The following is a 19818-nucleotide window of genomic DNA, read 5'->3' on the forward strand; positions in this document are numbered from 1 at the left end:
GGGCTGCCGCTTAAGCCAGACTGTAAATTTCCGTCGCTTCGCGGCGGCCGGTCAGCACGTCGGAGCCCTTCGGCACCAGCTTGAATTCCGCCGTCAGAAGTTTGGCCGTGTCGGCGCTGATGCTGACGATCGCCGAGCGCTTTCCGTCGTCGATTTCTTTGCCATACTGTTCCAGCCGCTGCGCAATATTCACTGTGTCGCCGACCAGCGTGTAATTGATGCGGCCGGGCGCGCCAATGTTACCCGCGATGGCGCGCCCGCTATGGATGCCGATGCGGATGCGCACAGGCGCCAGCCCTTTCCGCGCTCGGCGTGCATTGTCGGCCTCAAGTCGCGCTGCGATCGCTTGCGCGGCATGGATGGCGCGAATGGCGTGGTCCGCTTGCTCTTCCGGCGCACCCCAGAAAGCCATGATGGAATCGCCGATATATTTGTCGATGCTGCCGCCTTCGGCCACGATCCGCTGACCGAGCAATGTGAAGTGCCGGTTGAGGAAAGCCGCCAAGCGACGGGGGCTGAGGCGCTGTGCAATGCCGGAGAAGCCGACGATATCGGTAAAGAGTACCGTCACCTCGACCTCGCGCGAGGCCAGAATGTCATTGCTGCCGGGACGCATCAGATGCGGCACCAGCGATCCCGGCACATAGGTCGAAAACCAGCCAAGCCCCGTGTGCATCATGTTGTAGGCGCGATTGGCGACGTCGATCTCCTCGAACCGGCTGCCGCTCAATAGCGGTGCACCGGCAAAATCGAGGGCCGCCAGATGCCGTGTGGCATCGGCCAAGGCACGCATCGGCTGGCCGATACGGCGACCGAGAACCAGCGAGAGAACCACCGCAATCACGATGACCAGGCCCGCGCCATAGAGCGTCTGCCACAAGGCTTCGAAGACGCTGTCGACGATCGACGAGCGCAAATAGACGCCGACGGTCAACGGCTGCTTCAGAAGATCGGGCACATCCTTGTAGATGAGAAGATAGTGGGCGTTGCCGACATTGACCTCCTGCTGCTGGAACGGCATGCCGCCGGCACCTTGCGGCATCTCACGCTGCGCCAAGCGCGGGTCGAATTGCGCCAGGACCGGATCATTGATCTCATCGAAGCGCGGGAGCGGCCGCTCCGCGCTGAGATGGAAATCGTCGCTGAAGAGATTGTGATGGGCAAAGACATACCCGTCAGCCCCAAGCACGAAGGGCGTCGCATTGGGGCCGCTCCGCACATTCAATTGCGCCGATATATCCGGCAATGAAACGACGGCTGCAAAGACGCCCTGCACTTCGCCCCGCCGATAGCTCGGCGCCAAGGCGGACATCACAGGTCGGTCGAGATCTTTGAGAAAAATCGGAACGTCCCAGACCGGTTCCCGCGCGTCCACGCCCGTGCGATAGGCCCTGCGGAAATGCGCGTTGCGCAACCCGTCCGTGACCAGATTGACATAGAGCTTGCCGTCCAGCTGGCGCGTGGCGATGACGACGGTAAGATCGTTGCGGATGAAGCTCACCGCGCTCAGCTGCGGCGAGGCGGCAAGCGATCCCATCAGCAGGTCGCCGAGGCGCGCATCATCGCTGACCTCGACCTTGCCGCTGGCCAAATATCCGGACAGGAATCGCACCTGTTCGAGGGCCGGATCAAGCTCCGTTTCCAGCGCCTGTTCGAGATTGGTGATTTCCCGGTCGGCAAACGTGTTGAGAAGATCCGTCGTATTCCTGACGGCGATGATGTTGATGACGATCGCCACCAGCGCAATCGCCAGCGCGGCGAGGCCGCCGAATGTGGCGGCCAGCACCAGCCAGATCGGATAGCGCGACTTTTCCTTGGTTGGTGACGGCATGACGCCGGCCGTCGCTGCGATCAATAAGAAACGATCTTCACCAATTGTCCGGCCTGCAGAGGCTGGCCCTGGTCGAGGCGGTTGAGGACCTTGAACCAGTCGACCTTGGCTTCCGGGACGACCATGCGCGAAGCCAGCCCCTCGATCGTGTCGCCTTGCTTCACTTCGACCAGGCGGATGCGCATCGGCTTGTAGCCGGTTGCTTCATTGGCCGCGAGCTGGCGGAACGTGTTGGCCGAGTTCCAGAAGGCCTGATCCATGCCGCCGAACGTATTGACCGGCGCTGCGAACAGGAAGCGATAGACGTGATTGTCCGGGAAGCGGACGGCGATCAGGCGGAACGTGGCGGCACTGTTGCCGACCTTCCCCTGCGCGGTGCCGGTTGCCGCATCCATGCCGTTGACGGTAGTGCGCTGCACGTCGGCGATCTTCGCTTTCGGATTCCACTGGCTTTGCACGTAGGTCGCAAGGTCGCCGACATTGTCCGGCGCCAGATCGAAGATCATGGCCGCATTATCGCCCTGGCCCACCACCTGGCTCGGCTGGTTCTGGAGCTTGAAGCCCGGCGGGGCGGTGAAGGTGAAGCGCAGGCCCGGATGGATGAACTCGCGCCCCTTGACCACGCCGTCATTGGGATCGTCGCCCCACAGCATGCCGTCGATCTTGGTGAGGTATTCGTTGCGCGCAATCATGGCGCCGGGCGCTGCCGGGCCGGCCTGATTGATCGCCTGCTGCACGCGATCGGCGGTCCGGGGGTGGCTCTGCTTCATGCTGTAGGCGTCCGCTGCCGCTTCATTGCCGGCGAGCCGCGCCTCGAGATGCGTGTCGGCATTGAGAGCGCCGAGGAAGGTCGCCATCGCCTGCGGGTCGTAGGTGGCGCGCTTCAGGTAACGCACGCCGAGCGAATCGGCTTCGAATTCCTGTTCCTGCGAATATTTGCCGAGATAGTTCTGCGCCACTTCGGTCGAGAGGGCGCCCATCATCTGTGCGCCCTGCTCGCCACCCAGCACCGCGCCGAGGAGCGTGCCCAGCGTGGCGCCGATCTGCGCCTTCTGCTGCTGGCCCATACGCTCGGCGGTATGGCGGGCGTTCACATGGCCGATCTCGTGGCCGAGCACGCCGGCCACTTCCGCCTCGTTGACGGCCAGCCCCAAAAGCCCGCGCGTCACATAGACATAGCCGCCGGGCAAGGCAAAGGCGTTGATGTCCGAGGAATTCAGCACCGTGAAGGTATATTTGACGTCCTGGCGCTCGGCCGTCGCCGCCACGAACTGGCCCACACTGTCGATATAGGTGTTGAGCGCCGGCTTCTCGCTGTAGGCGCCGCCGAACTCGGCCAGTATCTTCGGGTGTTCATCCGCACCGATCTTGTTTTCCTGCGCCTCGGTGACGCTGGTCGAGAAAGTGCGGCCCGTCGCCGGGCTGGTCGCCTGCATGCAGCCGGTGGCTATAAGAGACGTTCCGGCCAGCAACAGGACGGCAAAAGAATGTTTGAGACGCATGATCTCGCTCCGAGGTCTTGAATGATCGCGTTTTGCCGCAATCATAGCCCGACCCGCTTGTGGCATCGCCAGTTTTTTTGGCACCTTCAGGGCTTCAGCAACGTCACGATCGCGCGATTGGTTCCCGCGCCGGCATCGGGGGGCGCCTTTCCCGCGTTGCCGGAACCGGCTGGCACCGTGCTATAACGGTCCGTCCATTCGCCAGCCCCCTTTCGCCTGCCCCCTTTCGCCTGCCCGCCCAATCGCCATCCTCAAGGGAAACCCGACCAGATGCCGCCGCAGAAGGACCTTTACCCCGATATCGCGCCATATCGCACCGGGGAGCTTCCGCTCGACGACATTCATACGATGTATTTCGAGGAAAGCGGCAATCCGACCGGCGTGCCCGTCGTCTTCCTGCATGGTGGTCCCGGTGCCGGCGCCAATCACAGCCACCGCCGCTTTTTCGATCCCCGGCATTACCGCATCATCATCTTCGACCAGCGCGGCAGCGGGCGTTCGAAGCCGCTCGGCGAAACGCGCCAGAACACGACGCCCCTCCTCATCGACGATATGGAGAAGCTGCGCCGGCATCTCGAGATCGAGACCTGGTTCGTCTTCGGCGGCTCATGGGGGTCCACCCTGGCTCTGGCTTACGCCGAATTCCATCCCGACCGGGTCAGGGGCCTGGCCTTGCGCGGCATCTTCCTGTGCCGCAAGTCCGAGATCGACTGGTTCCTCTATGGCCTCAAGGAACTGGCGCCGGAGGCCTGGCGCGCCTTTTCCGGCTTCATCCCGGAAAGCGAGCGGCACGATTTGCTCGGTGCCTATATGAAGCGCCTGATGCACACCGACCCGAAGGTGCACATGCCCGCTGCCCGGGCCTGGAGCATCTATGAGGGGAGCTGCTCGACCCTCCTCCCCAGCCCCGAGACCGTCCAGGCTTTCTCCGGCGAGACGCTCGCCTTGGGCCTTGCGCGCATGGAAGCGCATTACTTCAGCAACGCGATCTTCCTGCCGGAGAATTTCCTGCTGGAGAATGTCGGCCGTATCCGCAAGATCCCGGCCTTCATCGTCCAGGGCCGCTACGATCTGGTGTGCCCGATCCGCTCGGCCGACGATCTCGCCCGCGCCTGGCCCGAAGCCCGCTATCAGATCATCCCCGACGCCGGCCATTCGGCGATGGAGGTGGGAACCCGGGCCGCCCTGGTCCAGGGCATGGAACGGTTCAAGGAACTGGGTTGAAGCCTCCCCTGCCACCCGTCTGCGGAACTTGGCTCCATCTAGCCGGTTAACCCTAGCTGGTTAACCATGACCGGCTCCGGCGCCGTGATGGTCACGGCGATCACGTGATGTTGTTACCGGCAAAGTCGGGCCGGCTCTTGCCAAAGTATGGGAAAATGGCGATTTTGCGTTGCGGTAGCTGCGTGGACCGGAATGTCGGGACGGACCGGCGCAGCACAATCAATTCAGGCGAACCGGGATCGGGGGCAATGGGCCTGCGACGACGGGTGTCGCGTTCGGGTTCGGGATAGACATGCGTTTCAGTAACTGGCTCATCGGCCTTGCTCTCGCGGCCCTGGTGGCGGCTGCCTGGTTCCTGCTGAATCCGACCGTCGAGGTCGACCCCTTCCAGGGCGATCTGCGCGGCGTCTCCTACACGGCGTGGCGACAGGATTCGACCTCGCTCAACAAGCGCGAACCCACTGTCGAGGAAATCCGCCAGGACCTGCAGCTCATCGCCGGTCAGGCCCGCTCGGTCCGCACCTACGAGGCGACCGGCATTTCGGCGCGCATCCCCGAAATCGCCGCCGAGATGGGCCTCAACGTCACGGCCGGCGCCTGGATCGATGTCGACAAAAAGAAGAACGAGGAAGAAGTCGCCAGCATCGTCAACATCGCCCACGATGTCGGCAGCGTGAACCAGCTCATCGTCGGCAACGAATTCCTGCACCGCTATCGCATGTCGCCGGAGCGCGTGCAGGAGCTGGACCCCGACGGATCGAAGGGCCTCAAGGCGGGCTTCGTCGATCCGGAACTCCGCGATGAGCTCATCGGCTACATCCGGCGCGTGAAGGCCGCGAGCGACCTGCCCGTCTCGACCGCCGAGCCGTTCGACATCTGGCTCAACAACCCCGAGCTCGTCGCCGAGACCGACTATATCGCCATCCACATCCTGCCCTTCTGGAACGGCATCAACATCGATCAGGCGCTGAAATGGACGCTCGATCGCTATCACGCCGTGCAGAAGGCTTATCCGGAAAAGCGCATCCTCATCGCCGAAGTCGGCTGGCCGAGCGAGGGCCTCACCCGCTCGACCCTGCCCGAGGAAGGGCCGGAATATCAGGACAAGGGCGGCGCCGTCGCCTCGCCGATCAATCAGGGCCTGTTCCTGCGCCGCTTTCTGGTCGAAGCGAAGAAGGCCGACATCGACTACAACATCATCGAAGCGTTCGATCAGCCCTGGAAGATCGCGGTCGAAGGTGGCGTGGGCGCCTATTGGGGCCTGTGGAACGCCGACCGCCTGCCCAAGCCCGCCCTTCAGGGCAACCTCATTAACTTCGCCAACTGGCCGGCCTTCGCCATCGCCTCGATCGTCATCGGCCTGCCTTTCGTTCTTTTCCTGATGCGGACTGAACTCGGCATGAAGCGGCGCGGCCGTTTCTTCGTGGCGCTTCTGGGGTATGGCGGCGTCATCACTGCCGTCCTCATCTACGCCCAGTACAGCCAGCTCTACCTGACGCTCTACGATGTCATCGCGATGGTCGCCGTGGCGCCTGCCGTGCTGCTGCTGCTCGCCATCTTCCTCATCGAGGGGCTCGAGATGGCGGTCAATCTGTGGCTCGGCCAGTCGAAGCGCAGCCTGGTGCCGCCACCCATCCATTCCTCGTGGAAGCTGCCCAAGGTTTCGGTGCACGTCCCCTGCTACAACGAACCGCCCGATATGATGATCGAGACCATCCAGGCGCTGGAGCGGCTCGACTATCCGAATTTCGAAGTCCTCATCATCGACAACAACACCAAGGATGATGCGGTCTGGCAGCCGGTCGAGGCCTATATCAAATCCTTGAACCGACCGAACTTCCGCTTCTTCCATCTGCCGAAATGGCCGGGCTTCAAGGCCGGTGCGCTCAATTACGCATTGACCGAGACCCACCCCGAGGCTGAGATCATCGCCACTATCGACAGCGACTATATCGTCCGTGCGCGCTGGCTTTCCGATCTCGTGCCCCATTTCTCCAATCCGCAGGTGGCCCTTGTCCAGGCGCCGCAGGATTACCGCGACGGGCACGAAGACCTCTTCAAGCGCATGTGCTTCTGGGAATATGCCGGCTTCTTCTATCTCGGCATGAAGACGCGCGATGAGAAGAACGCGATCATCCAGCACGGCACGATGGCGCTCATCCGCCGCTCGGCCCTGACGCAGGCCGGTGGCTGGGCCGAATGGTGCATCACCGAGGATGCCGAGCTTGGCTTGCGCCTTTTCGAGGCCGGGCACAAGGCCGTCTATACCGAGAAGAGCTATGGCCGCGGCCTGATGCCGGACAGTTTCGACGCCTTCCGGAAGCAGCGTTATCGCTGGGCCTATGGCGCGATGCAGATCCTCAAGACCCATTGGCGCGACCTGATGCCCTTTATGGGCAAGCGGCTCGAACCGGCGCAGCGTTACCAGTTCCTCGCCGGCTGGCTGCCCTGGATCGCCGACGGCCTGCAGCTTTCCTTCATTGCGCTGGCCATCGCCTGGACGGTGGGCATGATCGTCTGGCCGCAATACATCGCCCCGCCGCTCACGGTCTATCTCTTCGTCACCATCGGCATGTTCCTCTTCAAGGTCGGCAAATCCTTCTGGCTCTACGCCCAGAAGGTGCCGTGCAGTGTCTGGGACAATATCGGGGCGAGCCTTGCGGGCCTTGCGCTCTCTTATTCGGTGGGCAAGGCGGTCTGGCGCGGCATCTTCACCTCGAACCTGCCCTTCCACCGCACACCGAAGATGGAAAACGCACCGGCAGCCTTGCGCGGCTTGGTGTCGGCGCGCGAAGAGACGGCGATCTTCCTCGCCCTGGTCGGGTGCGGCGTGTGGACCCTGGAAGAGCGCAGCATGGAACCGGCGGCCTTCCTTTGGGCTGTGCTGCTGTTCGTGCAGGCGCTGCCCTTCTTCTCAGCCCTGCTGCTCTCGATGATCAATGCGCTTCGCCTTGGCCAGCATCGCGGCGGCGCCGAACCGTCGCTCACCCAGGCCCTGGCGGTCGCCAGTGGCAAGGACGTGCCGGCCGAGAACACGACCGAAGCCAAGAAGGCCGCCTGACCCCAAGGCGGGCAGGCGACGATCTGAGGGAAGATTGATGCTGAAACGGTGGGGATTGCCGCTGATCCTGGCGGGCATGGCGGTCATCGGCCTGTGGGCCTTTCTCGGTCGACCCATCGACCTGCCGCCGGCACCCGAGCCCAAGCTCCACTGCGTCAGCTACACGCCCTTTCGTGGGGACCAGACGCCCTATGACCGCAGCCTCGTCATCCCGGCGGCCCAGATCGCCGAGGATCTGGATCTCCTGAAGCCCATCACCGATTGCGTCCGCATCTATGCGACTGACCAGGGCCTCGACCAGGTCGTGCCGCTCGCCGCCGATCGCGGCATGCAGGTGCTGCTCGGCATCTGGATCGGCTCGGAACCTGCGATCTTCGAACCGCAGATCGTCAAGGCAATCGCGCTCGCCAAGGCTTACCCGCAGGCCATCAAGGCCATCATCGTCGGCAACGAGGTGCTCCTGCGCGGCGAGCAGAGCGGCGAGACGCTGGCGGCCCTTGTCACCCGCGTCCGGGAAGCGACCGGCCTTCCCGTCACCTATGCCGACGTCTGGGGTTTCTGGCAGAAGGCGCCGCAATCCCTGGTCGACGCGGTCGATTTCATGACCATCCACATCCTTCCCTATTGGGAGGACGATCCCGCCCCATCCACCATGACGGTCCCGCATCTCGAATATGTGCTGGGCGAAATGGGCCGCCAATTTCCGGGTAAGCGCCTGATGATCGGTGAAACCGGCTGGCCCTCGGCCGGTCGCGCGCGCGAAGACGCCATCCCCTCGATCGTCGACCAGGCGCGCTACCTGCGCGACTTCCTCGTCTACGCCAAGGCGCACGCGCTCGACTACAATTTCATCGAGGCGTTCGACCAGCCCTGGAAGCGCGCCCAGGAAGGGGCCGTCGGCGGCTATTGGGGCCTTTTCGACGGCAACCGGCACGCCAAGTTCGACTGGTTCAAGCCAGTCAGCAATCATCCCGACTGGCCGCTCCTGGCGGCCCTCTCCATCCTCCTCGGCCTTGCGACCCTTGCCGTGGCGCGGCCGGCGGTGGGCGATTGGCGGGCTGCCGTCGCCCCAACCATTGTCGCGATGGCCGGTGGCTTCCTCATGATGCTGCAGGCCGAACGGGCCTATCTCATCTATGTGACGCCCACCGATTTGGCCGTCGAATTGGGCTTGCTGGCGCAATCCTTTGCCGTGCTGCTTTTCACCCTGCGCGGCCAGACCGACCTCGGCACAGCACCGCTCGCCGCCGCCACGCGTTGGCTGATTGCCCTCGATACCCGGCCGGTGCCGGTCGCCACCCTGCTGCGGCTCACCATCCTGGTCGGCGCGGCGACGGTCGCCGTGGCGCTCGCCTTCGACAGCCGCTATCGCGGCTTTCCCATCGCCACTTATGCGGTGCCGGCGGCGTCTTTCCTGCTATTGCAATGGCAGACGGGCGCCATCCTGCGCCCCATCGTCGATGGGCGCGAGGAACGCATTCTTTCACTTATCCTGATCGGCTGCGCCCTCTTCATCGCCTGGTTCGAGGGCCCCCTCAACTGGCAGGCATTGGCTTTCTGCGCCCTGCTGCTGATCTTCGCCTTCAATATGATCGGCGCCTGGCGGCGGCCGGTGCGTGGTCTCAGCGTCGTACCAGCCGCATAAGGGCGAGGATGAGGCCGAAGGCGGCCGGGCCGGCATTGTAGAGGGCAAGACCGGCGCCGCCCGCCACGATGGCAAGCACGATTGCGGCGCGCCAGCCGAATAGAAGAGCCAGGAAACCACCGGCCATCGCCGCCCAGCTCCAGCCACCAGCATTGCCGATCTGCCACAGCAGGTGGCGGGGCGCGCAATACCAGGCCGGTTCGGCGCTCTGGCACATGAGGCCGATCGGTGTCGACTGGATGAGGCCATAGCGCACGTAAAGGCCAAAGCCGATGGCGGCGGCAAGCAGCAACAGCCACGGCCATGACCGCGCGGCGAATGCGCGCATCGCTGCACCAGGACCTGCGGTCGCCACGCTCTTTGCCATCTGCGGAAACACTCCCGATTTGCCGGATCGACTTGCTGCGCGCCTTTCTAGCGGTCGGGCAAGGCCGCCCGCAAGACCGCACCCCCCATTTCGATCCATTGCGAAAAATGACAGAAAACAAAATATCGTTGACAGTTTGAAAGAAAACTAGCGAAATGAACGAAAGCCCATGCCGGCGGCCGCGATGGCCGCGACGAGATATGGGATCAGGATGGGGCAGGTGAGATGGGCGAATCGGACCGCAGTTCCGTGCGAGAGCGCTTGGGTGCCGCACTCAGCCAGGCAACCAAGACCGAAAAGGCCATCGCCAGCTACATGTTGGCCAACCTCAACGGGTTGCCGTTCGAGACGGCGGCGACTTTGGCCGAGAAGGTCGGCGTATCCGAACCTTCCGTCGGCCGCTTCTGCCGTGCCATCGGCTATCGGCATTTCAAGGATCTCAAGGCCGATCTCAAGGGCGATATCGGCGACAAGCCGTGGCTGATCGGCGACCGCCTCAAGGATTACCGCGACCGCAGCCGCAAGGGCGATGACGAATTGGCGCGCGGACTCGAGATGGAAATCGCCGCCCTCGTCAGCAATTACGAACTCGCCCATTCCAAGGAATGGAAGCGCGCGGTCAAGCGCCTGGCACGCCTGCCCAACATCTACGTGGCCGGCTTCCAGACCGAGCGGGGTTTGGCGCAATATCTCGTCAACCAGCTGCATTACCTGCGTCCGGGCGTGCACCTTCTCGACCTCGCCGGCGGCAATTTTTCCGAATTGTTGTTGGGTGAGCCGAAGAAATCCGGCCTCGTCCTCATCGAAGGGCGGCGCTATTCGCGCTTGGCCAAGGTCCTGGCCAGCGAAGCCCGCGCCGCCGGCATCCCCACGACACTCATCACCGATGCCTATTGCGATTGGGGCCGCGACCTCGTCGACGAGATGTTCGTGGTCCAGACCGACATCAACCAATTCTGGGATTCGACGGCGCCGGTCGCAAGCCTCATCGCCCTCTTCATCAACAGCATCTTCAACGAGCTTGGGCCGTCGGTCGAAACCCGCATGAACCAGGTCTCGGCGCTCTATAGCCGCTTCACCGGCTATGTCGGCGACGCGTCGGGGCCGCTTTCCTGATCAACGACATCATCACCCAGCAACCATAACGACTTAACAAACCAACGGAGGCTTACGTGAAGTACCAGTTACGCAAGGCATTTCTCATCAGCGGCACGGCCCTGATGACGCTGGCCGGGGCCGCTTTCGGCGCCGCCGGCTCGGCCTGGTCGCAGGAAGCGACCTTCGTCTTCAACACCAACGAAGTGGGCGCACCGACCTACAACCCGGTCAAGGCCAGCATGCTCAATGCGGCAACCGGGCTGATTTACGACACTTTGGTCGTACAGGACGCCGATCAGAGCTTCCATCCGAGCCTCGCTGCCTCCTGGGACGAAGCACCGGACGGTATGCAATGGGTGTTCCACCTGAAAAAGGGCGTCAAATTCCACGACGGTGAGCCCTTCAATGCGCAAGCCGTCGCCGACTGGATCCAAACCTATATCGGCACCGACAATCAGTACATGGTCGATGCGATCGAGAAGGTCGAAGCGGTGGACGACCTGACCGCCAAGTTCGTCATGAAGCACCCGGAACCCAATCTGCTCTTCAACCTCTCCAGCACCTTCATGGGCATTCCGGCGCCCAAGGCCTACAAGGATCTCGGCGATAATTTCGGCGTCACGCAGGCGATCGGCACCGGTCCCTTCAAACTGGAAAGCTTCGCCGTCGGCCAGGAAACCGTACTCGTCCGCAATGACGATTACACCTGGGGCTCCGACCTCTCTGAGAACAAAGGCCCGGCCAAGATCGAAAAGATCACCTTCCGCGAAATCCCGGAAGAATCGACGGCGTTCCTCGAACTGAAGACGGGCGGCGTCGATATGCTGCTTGGCGTGCCGACCGACTTCATCGGCGAGTTGAAGAAGGAACCGAATGTCGCGGTTCTCACTCTGCCGGGCCTCGATGTCGCCTACATGCCGATCAACGTGACCAGCGCGCCCTTCGACGACATCAAGGTGCGTGAAGCGACGGCCTTTGCCATCAACCAGAAGGAAATCCTCGCCAATATCTATGGCGGCGTCGGCTCGGAAGCGCACAACTTCCTGATCAGCGCCCTGCCGGAATCGAAGGTCGATCCGAAGCTGGAGATCTCCTACGACCCGGATCGTTCGGCCAAACTCTTCGACGAAGCCGGTTGGAAGATGGGCGCGAACGGCATCCGTGAAAAGGATGGCAAGCCCTTGAAGGTGAAGCTGTGGACCCAGTCCGACAGCGAATTCAAGCGGCTGACCGAAGCCGTGCAGGCGCAATTGAAGGCCGTCGGCATGGATGCCGAAATCACCGTCTTCGATTCCAGCGCCATCAAGGACCAGTACAAGAAGAACGAGCATCAGCTGGCGGTGCGTTCCTACAATTGGAACAATGCCGACATCATCGACTGGTTCTTCAGCGGCCAGCGTCTCGGCTATCCGAACATCTCAATGTTCAACGATCCGAAAGCCGAGGAGCTGAACAAGAAGGCGATGACGGAGTCGAAGACCGTCGAAGAGCGGGTCGCCAACTTCAAGGCGTATCATGAATACGTCCTGTCGCAGTTCCCCTTCGCCCCGATCTACCAGCCGGTCCAGAACATCGGCTACAACAAGGAACGCCTGAAGTTGCCCGAAGCCATTCGCGGCACCCAGATCGCTTCGCCGTCCATCATGGACATGGAAGTGATCGAGTAGAATTGACTGAGTGAGCGGGAGAAGACCGGGATGTTGAGTTATATTGTCCGGCGGCTATTGCTGCTGATCCCGGTCTTCTTCACCGTTTCCATCATCATCTTCGGCATCATCCATCTGGTGCCGGGCGACCCCATCGACAATCTGGTGAAAATCGGGTCAAGCCCCGAGCAGAAGGCGGTGATCGCCGCCCGCTACGGGCTCGACAAGCCGCTCTATCAGCAATATTTCATCTGGCTCGCGCAGCTCGCGCGCGGCGATCTCGGCGACGCCATCGTCATGCGCCGGCCGGTCGCCGATCTCCTGGCGCAGAACATTCCCTTCAGCCTGCGCCTCGGGGGTGCGGCCCTGCTCTTCTCGACCCTCCTCGGTATCACCGCCGGAACACTCGCCGCGATCTACAAGGATACGCGCCTCGACCGGAGCGTCATGTCGGGCATCCTGCTGGGGTCCACCTTGCCCAGTTTCTGGCTGGGCCTGCTGCTCATCCTGCTGTTCTCGGTCGAATTGGGCTGGCTCCCCGTTTCGGGCGCACGCAGCTGGCAGGCGATCATCCTGCCCGTCCTCACCATCGGTCTCGGCGGCACGGCGCTGGTCGCGCGCGTGACGCGCGTCGCCATGCTGGAGACGATGCAGAAGGATTTCGTCATGCTGCTCCATGCCAAGGGCCTGCCGGCGCGGCGCATCCAGCTCCGGCATGTGCTGCGCCATGCGCTGATGCCGGTCGTCACTATCCTGGGCCTGCGCATCGGCTGGGTGCTGGGCGGGGCGGTCACGGTGGAATTCGTCTTCGCTCGGCCGGGCCTTGGCACGCTCCTCATCAAGGCGTTGAACCAGCATGATTATCCTGTGATGCAGGGCTGTCTGCTGATGCTGGCGATGGCGGTGATGCTGGGAACTCTCATCGGCGATCTCGTCCAGGCGGCGATGGACCCGCGCGTGAGGCACGCCCTCACATGAACGCCATTGCCATGAACAGCTTCCGCCGCTCCACCGCCGGCAAGGTGCTGCTCACCCCAAAGGGTGGGATTGCAGGCACTTACCTCATCATCCTCGTCCTCGTCGCCCTGCTCGCCCCCTGGATCACGCCCTATCCTTACGACGTCCAGGAACTCTCCATCGCGGCGCAAGGACCCAGTGCCGCCCACTGGCTGGGGACCGACGAGTTCGGCCGCGACGTGCTCTCGCGCATCATGTACGGGGCACGCACGTCGCTCTCGGTCAGCATCACGGCGATCAGCGTTTCGGTGCTTTTCGGGATGATTTTGGGGGCTTCCGCGGGCTATTTCGGCGGCGTTTTCGACCGCCTGACGACGGCCTCGGTCGACCTTTCCTGGTCGTTCCCGGAAATCCTCATCGCCCTCATCCTGGTGGCGATCATCGGGCCGGGCCTCACCTCGACCATGCTGGCGATCGGTGTTGCGTATCTTGCCCAGTTCACCCGCCTCACCCGCTCGCAGATCCTCAGCTTGAAGAACGAGACCTATATCGAGGCGACGCTCAACCTCGGCGCCGGGCACACCCATGTGATCTTCCGGCATCTGATGCCCAACGCGCTGGCTCCCGTCATCATCTGCGGCATGCTGGCAACCGGCGATGCGATCATCCTCGAGGCGACGCTGGGCTTCTTCGGCCTCGGCGCGCAGCCGCCGGTGCCCTCCTGGGGCGCCATGATGAGCTCGGGTTCCGCCCTCATCTTCAAGGCGCCCTGGGTCATCATCTTCCCGGGCCTTGCCGTCGCCATCACCGTCGTGATGATCAACCTGTTCGGCGACGCCCTCATCCGCGCGCTCGATATCCGCGCCAAGCTCCGGGAGGGCTGAAGAGATCATGGCCCTTCTCGACGTCACCGACCTTTCCATCAACATCCACGGCATCCGCCCGCTCGACGGCATTTCCTTCTCGGTCGACAAGGGCGAGATCTTGGGGATCGTCGGCGAATCCGGTTCCGGCAAATCCTTGACCGCCCTGTCGGTGATGGGGCTCCTCCCCCTCATCGGCGGCAGGATCGAGCGCGGGCGCGTGACCTTCGACGGCGGAGACCTCACCAACCTCCCCGAGGCGCAGTTCCGCAAGCTGCGCGGCAAGCGCATCGCCTTCATCACCCAAAACCCGATGACCTCGCTCGATCCGGTGATGCGCGTCGGCGCCCAGATCGACCAGATGGCGACGCTGCATCTGGGCCTCGGCCCCAAAGACGCCCAGGCACGCAGCATCGAGATCATGGAAAAGCTGCGTATTCCGGAAGCCGCCACCATCTATCACCATTATCCGCACCAGCTGTCCGGCGGCATGAAGCAGCGCATCGTCATCGCGATGGCGCTGGCGGCGGACCCGGACCTCATCATCGCCGATGAGCCCACCACGGCACTTGATGTCACCATCCAGGCGCAGATCGTCGATCTGATGGCGGAAATGGTGCGCGAGCGGGGCGTCGCCCTCATCCTCATCACCCACGACATGGGTGTGGTGGCGCAGATCTGCGACCGCGTCGTCGTGCTCTATGCCGGCCGCATCGCCGAGAGCAACAAGGTGGAGGCGATTTTCGCTGCGCCCCGCCACCCCTATACCAGCGCCCTCATCCGCTGCATCCCGCGCGAGGACACGGCGCCGGGGAGCCTGATCGGCATTCCAGGCGCGGTGCCGAGTGTCGCGCATTATCCGGCCGGCTGCCGCTTCCACCCGCGCTGCGCCCGCAGCAACGCGCAATGCAGCAGCATCGTGCCGCCCCTCATCCAGCCGCCCAGCGGTGGCGAGCTTGCCTGCCATGCGCCGGAGGGTGCCCAATGAGCAACCTTCTGGAATTGCGGGGCCTCGACAAGCGCTTCGAAAGCCGCAAGGGCCTCTTTGGCAAGGTGCGGTCGATGATGGCGGTGAGCGGCGTCGATCTCGACGTGCCGCGCGGCCAGGTAACGGGTGTGGTCGGCGAATCCGGTTGCGGCAAGTCGACACTCGCCCGCCTCGTCCTGCGCCTGTTGAAACCCAGCGCCGGCGAAATCCGCTTCGACGGTACCGAACTGGGGTCGCTGTCGCCGAGCGATCTGCGCAAGCTGCGCCGCCGCATGCAGATGGTCTTCCAGGATCCCTATTCGGCGATCGACCCGCGCTATTCGATGGCCGAGGCGCTCACCGAACCGTTCCAGATCCAGGGCATTCGCCTTGGCGCCGCCGAAGCCCGCGCGAAGGTCGCCGACCTTCTCGGCCAAGTGGGGCTTGGGAGCCAGATGGCGGGTTCGTATCCCCACCAGCTGTCGGGCGGCCAGCGCCAGCGCATCGGCATCGCCCGGGCACTGGCCCTGAAGCCCGATTTCCTGGTGCTCGATGAGCCCACGGCCTCGCTCGACGTTTCCATTCAGGCGCAGATCGTGGCCCTCCTTGAGAAGCTGCAGGCGGAACTGGGCCTTACCTATCTTTTCATCAGCCACGATCTGGGGCTGGTGCGCTATTTCTGCGACCGCATCGTGGTGATGTATCTGGGCCGCATCGTCGAAATCCTGCCCGAGCCCAGGGCCAAGCCGCGGCACCCTTACACGCGGACCTTGCTGGAGAGCAATTTCGCGCCCGATCCCACCCAGCGGCGCCAGATCAAGCGGCTGACCGGCGAAATTCCGTCCGCCTTCGACCTCCCCAAGGGCTGCGCCTTCGCGGCACGCTGCGCCTTTGCGAGCGAGACCTGCCGCAGCGTGCGGCCCGACCTTTCGACCGATGCCGCAGGCCATGCCCATGCCTGCCATCACCCCCTTTGATTTGACTGGAGCCGACGCCCATGACCTTCCGGGTTCTCACCGCCGAATTCGCGCACGAAACCAACACGTTCAACAAGAACCTCACCGACTATGCGGCCTTCGTCGACCGTAACGCCTATTTCGGCGCGGACGCCATCAAGGAACGGGGCGATGCCAATACCGAGATCGCCGGCTTCCTCGATTGCGGCAAGAAGTTCGGCTGGGAGATCGTGCATGTCCTCTCCGCCTCGGCGCAGCCCGCCGGCAATGTGACGCGTGACGCCTTCGACCGGCTGGGCGGCGCCATCGTCGAGGCGGCGAAGGACGGCAAGTTCGACGGCATCCTGCTGGGTCTCCACGGCGCGATGGTGACGGAGTTCGACGAGGATGGCGAAGGCGTGCTGCTGGAACGCCTGCGTGCCGTGGTGGGGCCGGATATCCCGATCGGCATCACGCTCGACCTCCACGCCAATGTGACGCCGAAAATGTGCCGGCTCGCCAACATCATCGTCTCCTACAAGACCTATCCGCATATCGACATGCGCGATCGCGCGGTGCAGGCGGGCGAGATCATGGAAAAGGCGATGCGCGGTGAAGTGGTGCCGAAGACCCTGCGCGCCCACCGGCCCATGCTGGACGAAGCCAATGGTGGGCGCACCGATATCGGCCCGATGATCGAACGCCTGGAAAAATGCGTCGCCTATGAGAAGGAGCCGGGCGTGCTGGCGGTCAGCATCAATGCCGGCTTCGGCAATGCCGATATTCAGGATGTCGGTCCCACCGTCCTCGTCACCTACGACGCCAAACAAGGCAATGATGCCAAGCACCAAGCCTTCGCCGAGGCCATTTCCGACGATATCTGGGAAAAGCGCTTCGACGTCCTCAACTACTACATGCCGGTCGAGGAAGCGGCGGCGATTGCCAAGGCCTATACGCGGACCGGCGGCCCGATCATCGTCGCCGATTATGCCGACAATCCCGGTGGCGGCGGCTATGGCGATTCGACCAATCTGCTCAAAGCCATGCTCGATGCCGGCATCACTGATGCAGCCTTCGGCCCGATGGTCGACAATGAAACCGCCCTCCAGCTCCACAAGCAGAAGGTCGGCGACAAGGTGAAGGTGCGCCTTGGCGGCAAGACTGATGCCCGCTTCGGCGGCGAGCCGCTGGAACTGACCGCGACCCTGAAGCATGTCAGCGACGGCACCTATACCGGCGACGGCCCGATGATCGGCGGCCTGCGCCTCTCCTTCGGCCCATCGGCCGTCATCGAGGTCGGCGGCATCGAGATCCTGGTCGTGACCGAGCCCGCCCAGATGCTGGACCTGCAGCAATTCAAGGCTTTCGGCATCGATCCCGCCGCCAAATCCGTCGTCGGCCTCAAATCCATGCAGCATTTCCGCGCCGCTTTCGAACCCATCGCCGGCAAGGTCATCGTCTGCGACAGCGGCGCGCTCTGCACCACCTATTACGATCGACTGCCTTATCAGAATGTGCCCCGGCCGATTTACCCGCTCGATCGTGAGATGATTCGATGAGCGCGCACAGCCAGCACAATCTGCCACCTAGTCTCACCGGAAAGGGCGCGACCCTCGCCCTCGACGGGCATGATCTGGTGCGGATGACAGAGGAACACGGCTCGCCGCTCTTCGTCTTTTCGGAACGGCGCCTGCGTGGGAATGCGCGCGCCTTGCGCGATGCGGCCAAGGGCGGCCATGCCCGGGCCCGCATCTTCTTTGCGAGCAAGGCCTGCTCCAATCTGCATGTCATCAAGGCCTTGCGCGAAGAGGGCCTCAATATCGAGGTGAATTCCGGCGGCGAATTGTGGAAGGCCCTCTCGGCAGGCTTCGCGCCGGGTGAGATCGTCTTCAACGGGGTCGCGAAATCGGTGCCCGAGATCGAGCTGGCACTCGGCCACGGCATCCAGTCGATCAATGTCGATTCCGCCTTCGAGCTTTCCCGCATCGCGCAAGTGGCGGCCGGCATGGGCAAGCGCGCCCGCGTCACCCTGCGCCTTGTTCCGGGGATCGGCGGCGGTGCCACCGCCGGCATCCAGACCGGGTCGGAAAAGAGCAAGTTCGGCATGGGCCAGGCGGAACTCAAGGAGGCGCTGGCGACCGCCAAGGCGAACGCCGCCCATCTCGATGTCGCCGGCATGCATCTTCATATCGGCAGCCAGGTGCTGGACCTGCCGGACTTCCTGGAAAGCGTGCGCTTCACGGCCGAACAGGCCAAGGCGATCGGCGGCGAACTGGGAAAGCCCCTGCAGCATCTCAACCTCGGCGGCGGCTATCCGATCAATTATGTGCACCACAATCCGGGCGCCAATGCGGGGCGCGAGTTCGACTACACACCCTATACCGCCACGCAATCGGCGGCCGCCATGCTGGGCGAGGTCGCCGGGGCCGCGGCCAAGGCGCTGGGCCCCGACGCCGAGATTTTCTTCGAACCCGGCCGCGCGGTGGTGGCCGATTGCGCGCTGCTCCTCAGCCGCATCGAGAATGTGAAGCGGCGCGGCGCCCTGCAATGGCTGTTCCTCGATGCGGGCTATAACCTCCTCATCGATGCGGCGGCGGTGCGCTGGTACTATCACATGGTGAATGCGAGCCGCATCGACGCGGCACCCGACACCGAGTTCCGCATGGTCGGTCCCTTGTGCGATTCCGCCGATTGCTATTTCGATGTCGAGGGCGAATATCTGTGGGCCGATCTGCAGGCGACCCTCACGGGCGTGGCCGGGGTGACGCCCGAGATTCTGGCCGCCCTCAAGGCCAAGGTGGTGCGCCTCCCCGAAACGCGCAGCCTGCCGGCGGCGACGGGACCCGGCGACACCATCGCCCTTCTCGATACCGGCGCCTATACGCTGGAAGAGATGTTCCAATATTGCGGCCGCCAGCGGGCGAAGGCGGTGATGATCGGCACGGATGACCGCATCGTCACCCTGCGCGACCGCGACCGGCCGGAAGATCTGCTGGACGCGGCCGAACGCCAGGGCATCGTGCGGACCGTCGCGGCGGAATAGGGCGTCCACGCGGCCGGTTCGCCCGGCCGCTCAATCCTCATTGTCGTAGACGGCGCAACCGATGAGGTGGCCGACCCGCGCCGGACCCTCCTCCGCCGCCAGCGGCAGGACCAGGGAGCGGTAGCGGACATGATCCTTGTCCGGCGATTCCCAGCGCAGGTTCGTCTCCCGCAGCCGCACCCGGCCGGCGATCGCATCGAGATAATGCTGCTCGATCCCCGCAACATCCGGCGTATGGGCGATATCGCTGAGATATTGGCCGGGCCGCACAATCTCGCGGTCGGCGATGCGCCCGCCGATCAGGCGGAAGCGGTAACGGTTGCCCGCAGCGGCCGGGTGAGATGATTTGGGGCCAGATGATTTGGGATCGGCTGAATTCGTATCGGCAGACTCGATATCCACCATGAAGATGCTGCCGAGCAAGCGCGGCCCCATCTCTACCGGGTCAATGTCAGCCCGTCCCGGCAACCGGCCGAGGCGCTCGGCAACACCCTGCCAATAGCGCAACAGCTGCGCCCAGCGCGATTGCGGCGCCGCCGCCAAAAGCGCCGCCGTCTCCGGTTCGAGAATGAGAAGGGGATTGGGAACTGCGTCCGGCATGATCACCACATGAGCAGCCGCGCCAGCCCCCAACAGCCGACAGCGGCAAATTAAGACCAATCCGTCCCCAAAACATCAT

General features: G+C 63.6%; 15 protein-coding genes. 11 read left to right on the forward strand and 4 right to left on the reverse strand.

What is annotated here, in order from left to right; all coding sequences use genetic code 11:
• Window positions 1-10: 10 nt before the first annotated feature.
• Both ACE3PP_RS13320 and ACE3PP_RS13325 read right to left on the reverse strand, forming a co-directional pair.
• Window positions 11-1855, reverse strand: a complete 1845-nt coding sequence (locus tag ACE3PP_RS13320) for an adenylate/guanylate cyclase domain-containing protein (RefSeq protein ID WP_374383053.1) — start codon at window positions 1853-1855, stop codon at window positions 11-13.
• Window positions 1852-3333, reverse strand: coding sequence for a M48 family metalloprotease (locus ACE3PP_RS13325; RefSeq protein ID WP_374383055.1), 1482 nt, complete (start codon window positions 3331-3333; stop codon window positions 1852-1854). The genes ACE3PP_RS13320 and ACE3PP_RS13325 overlap by 4 nt, the downstream gene beginning before the upstream one ends.
• A gap of 270 nt (window positions 3334-3603) precedes the next feature.
• On the opposite strand from ACE3PP_RS13325, the gene pip reads away from it, so the two are divergent.
• The 3 genes from pip to ACE3PP_RS13340 all read left to right on the forward strand — a co-directional run bounded on the left by pip (window position 3604) and on the right by ACE3PP_RS13340 (window position 9263).
• Window positions 3604-4557 (forward strand): prolyl aminopeptidase, encoded by a 954-nt coding sequence (gene pip / locus ACE3PP_RS13330; protein ID WP_374383057.1) that lies wholly within the window; start codon window positions 3604-3606, stop codon window positions 4555-4557.
• A 292-nt stretch (window positions 4558-4849) separates the two neighbouring features.
• The gene (locus tag ACE3PP_RS13335) at window positions 4850-7618 is read left to right on the forward strand and encodes a glycosyltransferase (RefSeq protein ID WP_374383059.1); all 2769 of its coding nucleotides are present in this window, start codon (window positions 4850-4852) and stop codon (window positions 7616-7618) included.
• 37 nt (window positions 7619-7655) lie between these two features.
• A complete protein-coding gene (locus ACE3PP_RS13340; protein WP_374383061.1) occupies window positions 7656-9263 on the forward strand; it encodes a hypothetical protein in 1608 nt (535 codons plus the stop codon).
• On the opposite strand, the gene ACE3PP_RS13345 is transcribed toward ACE3PP_RS13340, so the two are convergent.
• A complete protein-coding gene (locus ACE3PP_RS13345; protein ID WP_374383063.1) occupies window positions 9241-9630 on the reverse strand; it encodes a hypothetical protein in 390 nt (129 codons plus the stop codon). The two genes, ACE3PP_RS13340 and ACE3PP_RS13345, sit on opposite strands and share 23 nt — an antisense overlap.
• A gap of 225 nt (window positions 9631-9855) precedes the next feature.
• Between ACE3PP_RS13345 and ACE3PP_RS13350 the strand changes: the two genes are divergently transcribed.
• From ACE3PP_RS13350 to ACE3PP_RS13385, 8 genes are read left to right on the forward strand one after another with little or no spacing between them, the layout of a single operon-like run.
• Window positions 9856-10746 carry a MurR/RpiR family transcriptional regulator gene (locus tag ACE3PP_RS13350; RefSeq protein ID WP_374383065.1) on the forward strand — a complete coding sequence of 297 codons (891 nt, stop codon included), beginning with the start codon at window positions 9856-9858 and terminating at the stop codon, window positions 10744-10746.
• Between the two features lie 56 nt (window positions 10747-10802).
• Window positions 10803-12395: an ABC transporter substrate-binding protein gene (locus ACE3PP_RS13355; RefSeq protein WP_374383067.1), complete on the forward strand. Its 1593-nt coding sequence runs from the start codon at window positions 10803-10805 to the stop codon at window positions 12393-12395.
• A 30-nt stretch (window positions 12396-12425) separates the two neighbouring features.
• Complete coding sequence (locus tag ACE3PP_RS13360; RefSeq protein ID WP_374383069.1) at window positions 12426-13352, forward strand: ABC transporter permease; 927 nt, start codon at window positions 12426-12428, stop codon at window positions 13350-13352.
• Window positions 13349-14215 (forward strand): ABC transporter permease, encoded by an 867-nt coding sequence (locus tag ACE3PP_RS13365; RefSeq protein ID WP_374383071.1) that lies wholly within the window; start codon window positions 13349-13351, stop codon window positions 14213-14215. The genes ACE3PP_RS13360 and ACE3PP_RS13365 overlap by 4 nt, the downstream gene beginning before the upstream one ends.
• Window positions 14216-14222: 7 nt before the next feature.
• Entirely contained in the window at window positions 14223-15182 is a 960-nt protein-coding gene (locus ACE3PP_RS13370) for an ABC transporter ATP-binding protein (protein ID WP_374383073.1), read from the forward strand.
• A complete protein-coding gene (locus tag ACE3PP_RS13375) occupies window positions 15179-16138 on the forward strand; it encodes an ABC transporter ATP-binding protein (RefSeq protein WP_374383075.1) in 960 nt (319 codons plus the stop codon). The genes ACE3PP_RS13370 and ACE3PP_RS13375 overlap by 4 nt, the downstream gene beginning before the upstream one ends.
• A gap of 20 nt (window positions 16139-16158) precedes the next feature.
• A complete protein-coding gene (locus tag ACE3PP_RS13380; protein ID WP_374383077.1) occupies window positions 16159-17655 on the forward strand; it encodes a M81 family metallopeptidase in 1497 nt (498 codons plus the stop codon).
• Window positions 17652-19139 (forward strand): hypothetical protein, encoded by a 1488-nt coding sequence (locus tag ACE3PP_RS13385; RefSeq protein ID WP_374383079.1) that lies wholly within the window; start codon window positions 17652-17654, stop codon window positions 19137-19139. The genes ACE3PP_RS13380 and ACE3PP_RS13385 overlap by 4 nt, the downstream gene beginning before the upstream one ends.
• A 30-nt stretch (window positions 19140-19169) precedes the next feature.
• Here ACE3PP_RS13385 and ACE3PP_RS13390 read toward each other — a convergent pair whose 3' ends face one another.
• Window positions 19170-19739 (reverse strand): hypothetical protein, encoded by a 570-nt coding sequence (locus ACE3PP_RS13390; protein ID WP_374383081.1) that lies wholly within the window; start codon window positions 19737-19739, stop codon window positions 19170-19172.
• Between the last annotated feature and the right edge of the window lie 79 nt (window positions 19740-19818).

The organism is Dongia sp. (assembly GCF_041910485.1).
GTDB lineage: Bacteria > Pseudomonadota > Alphaproteobacteria > Dongiales > Dongiaceae > Dongia.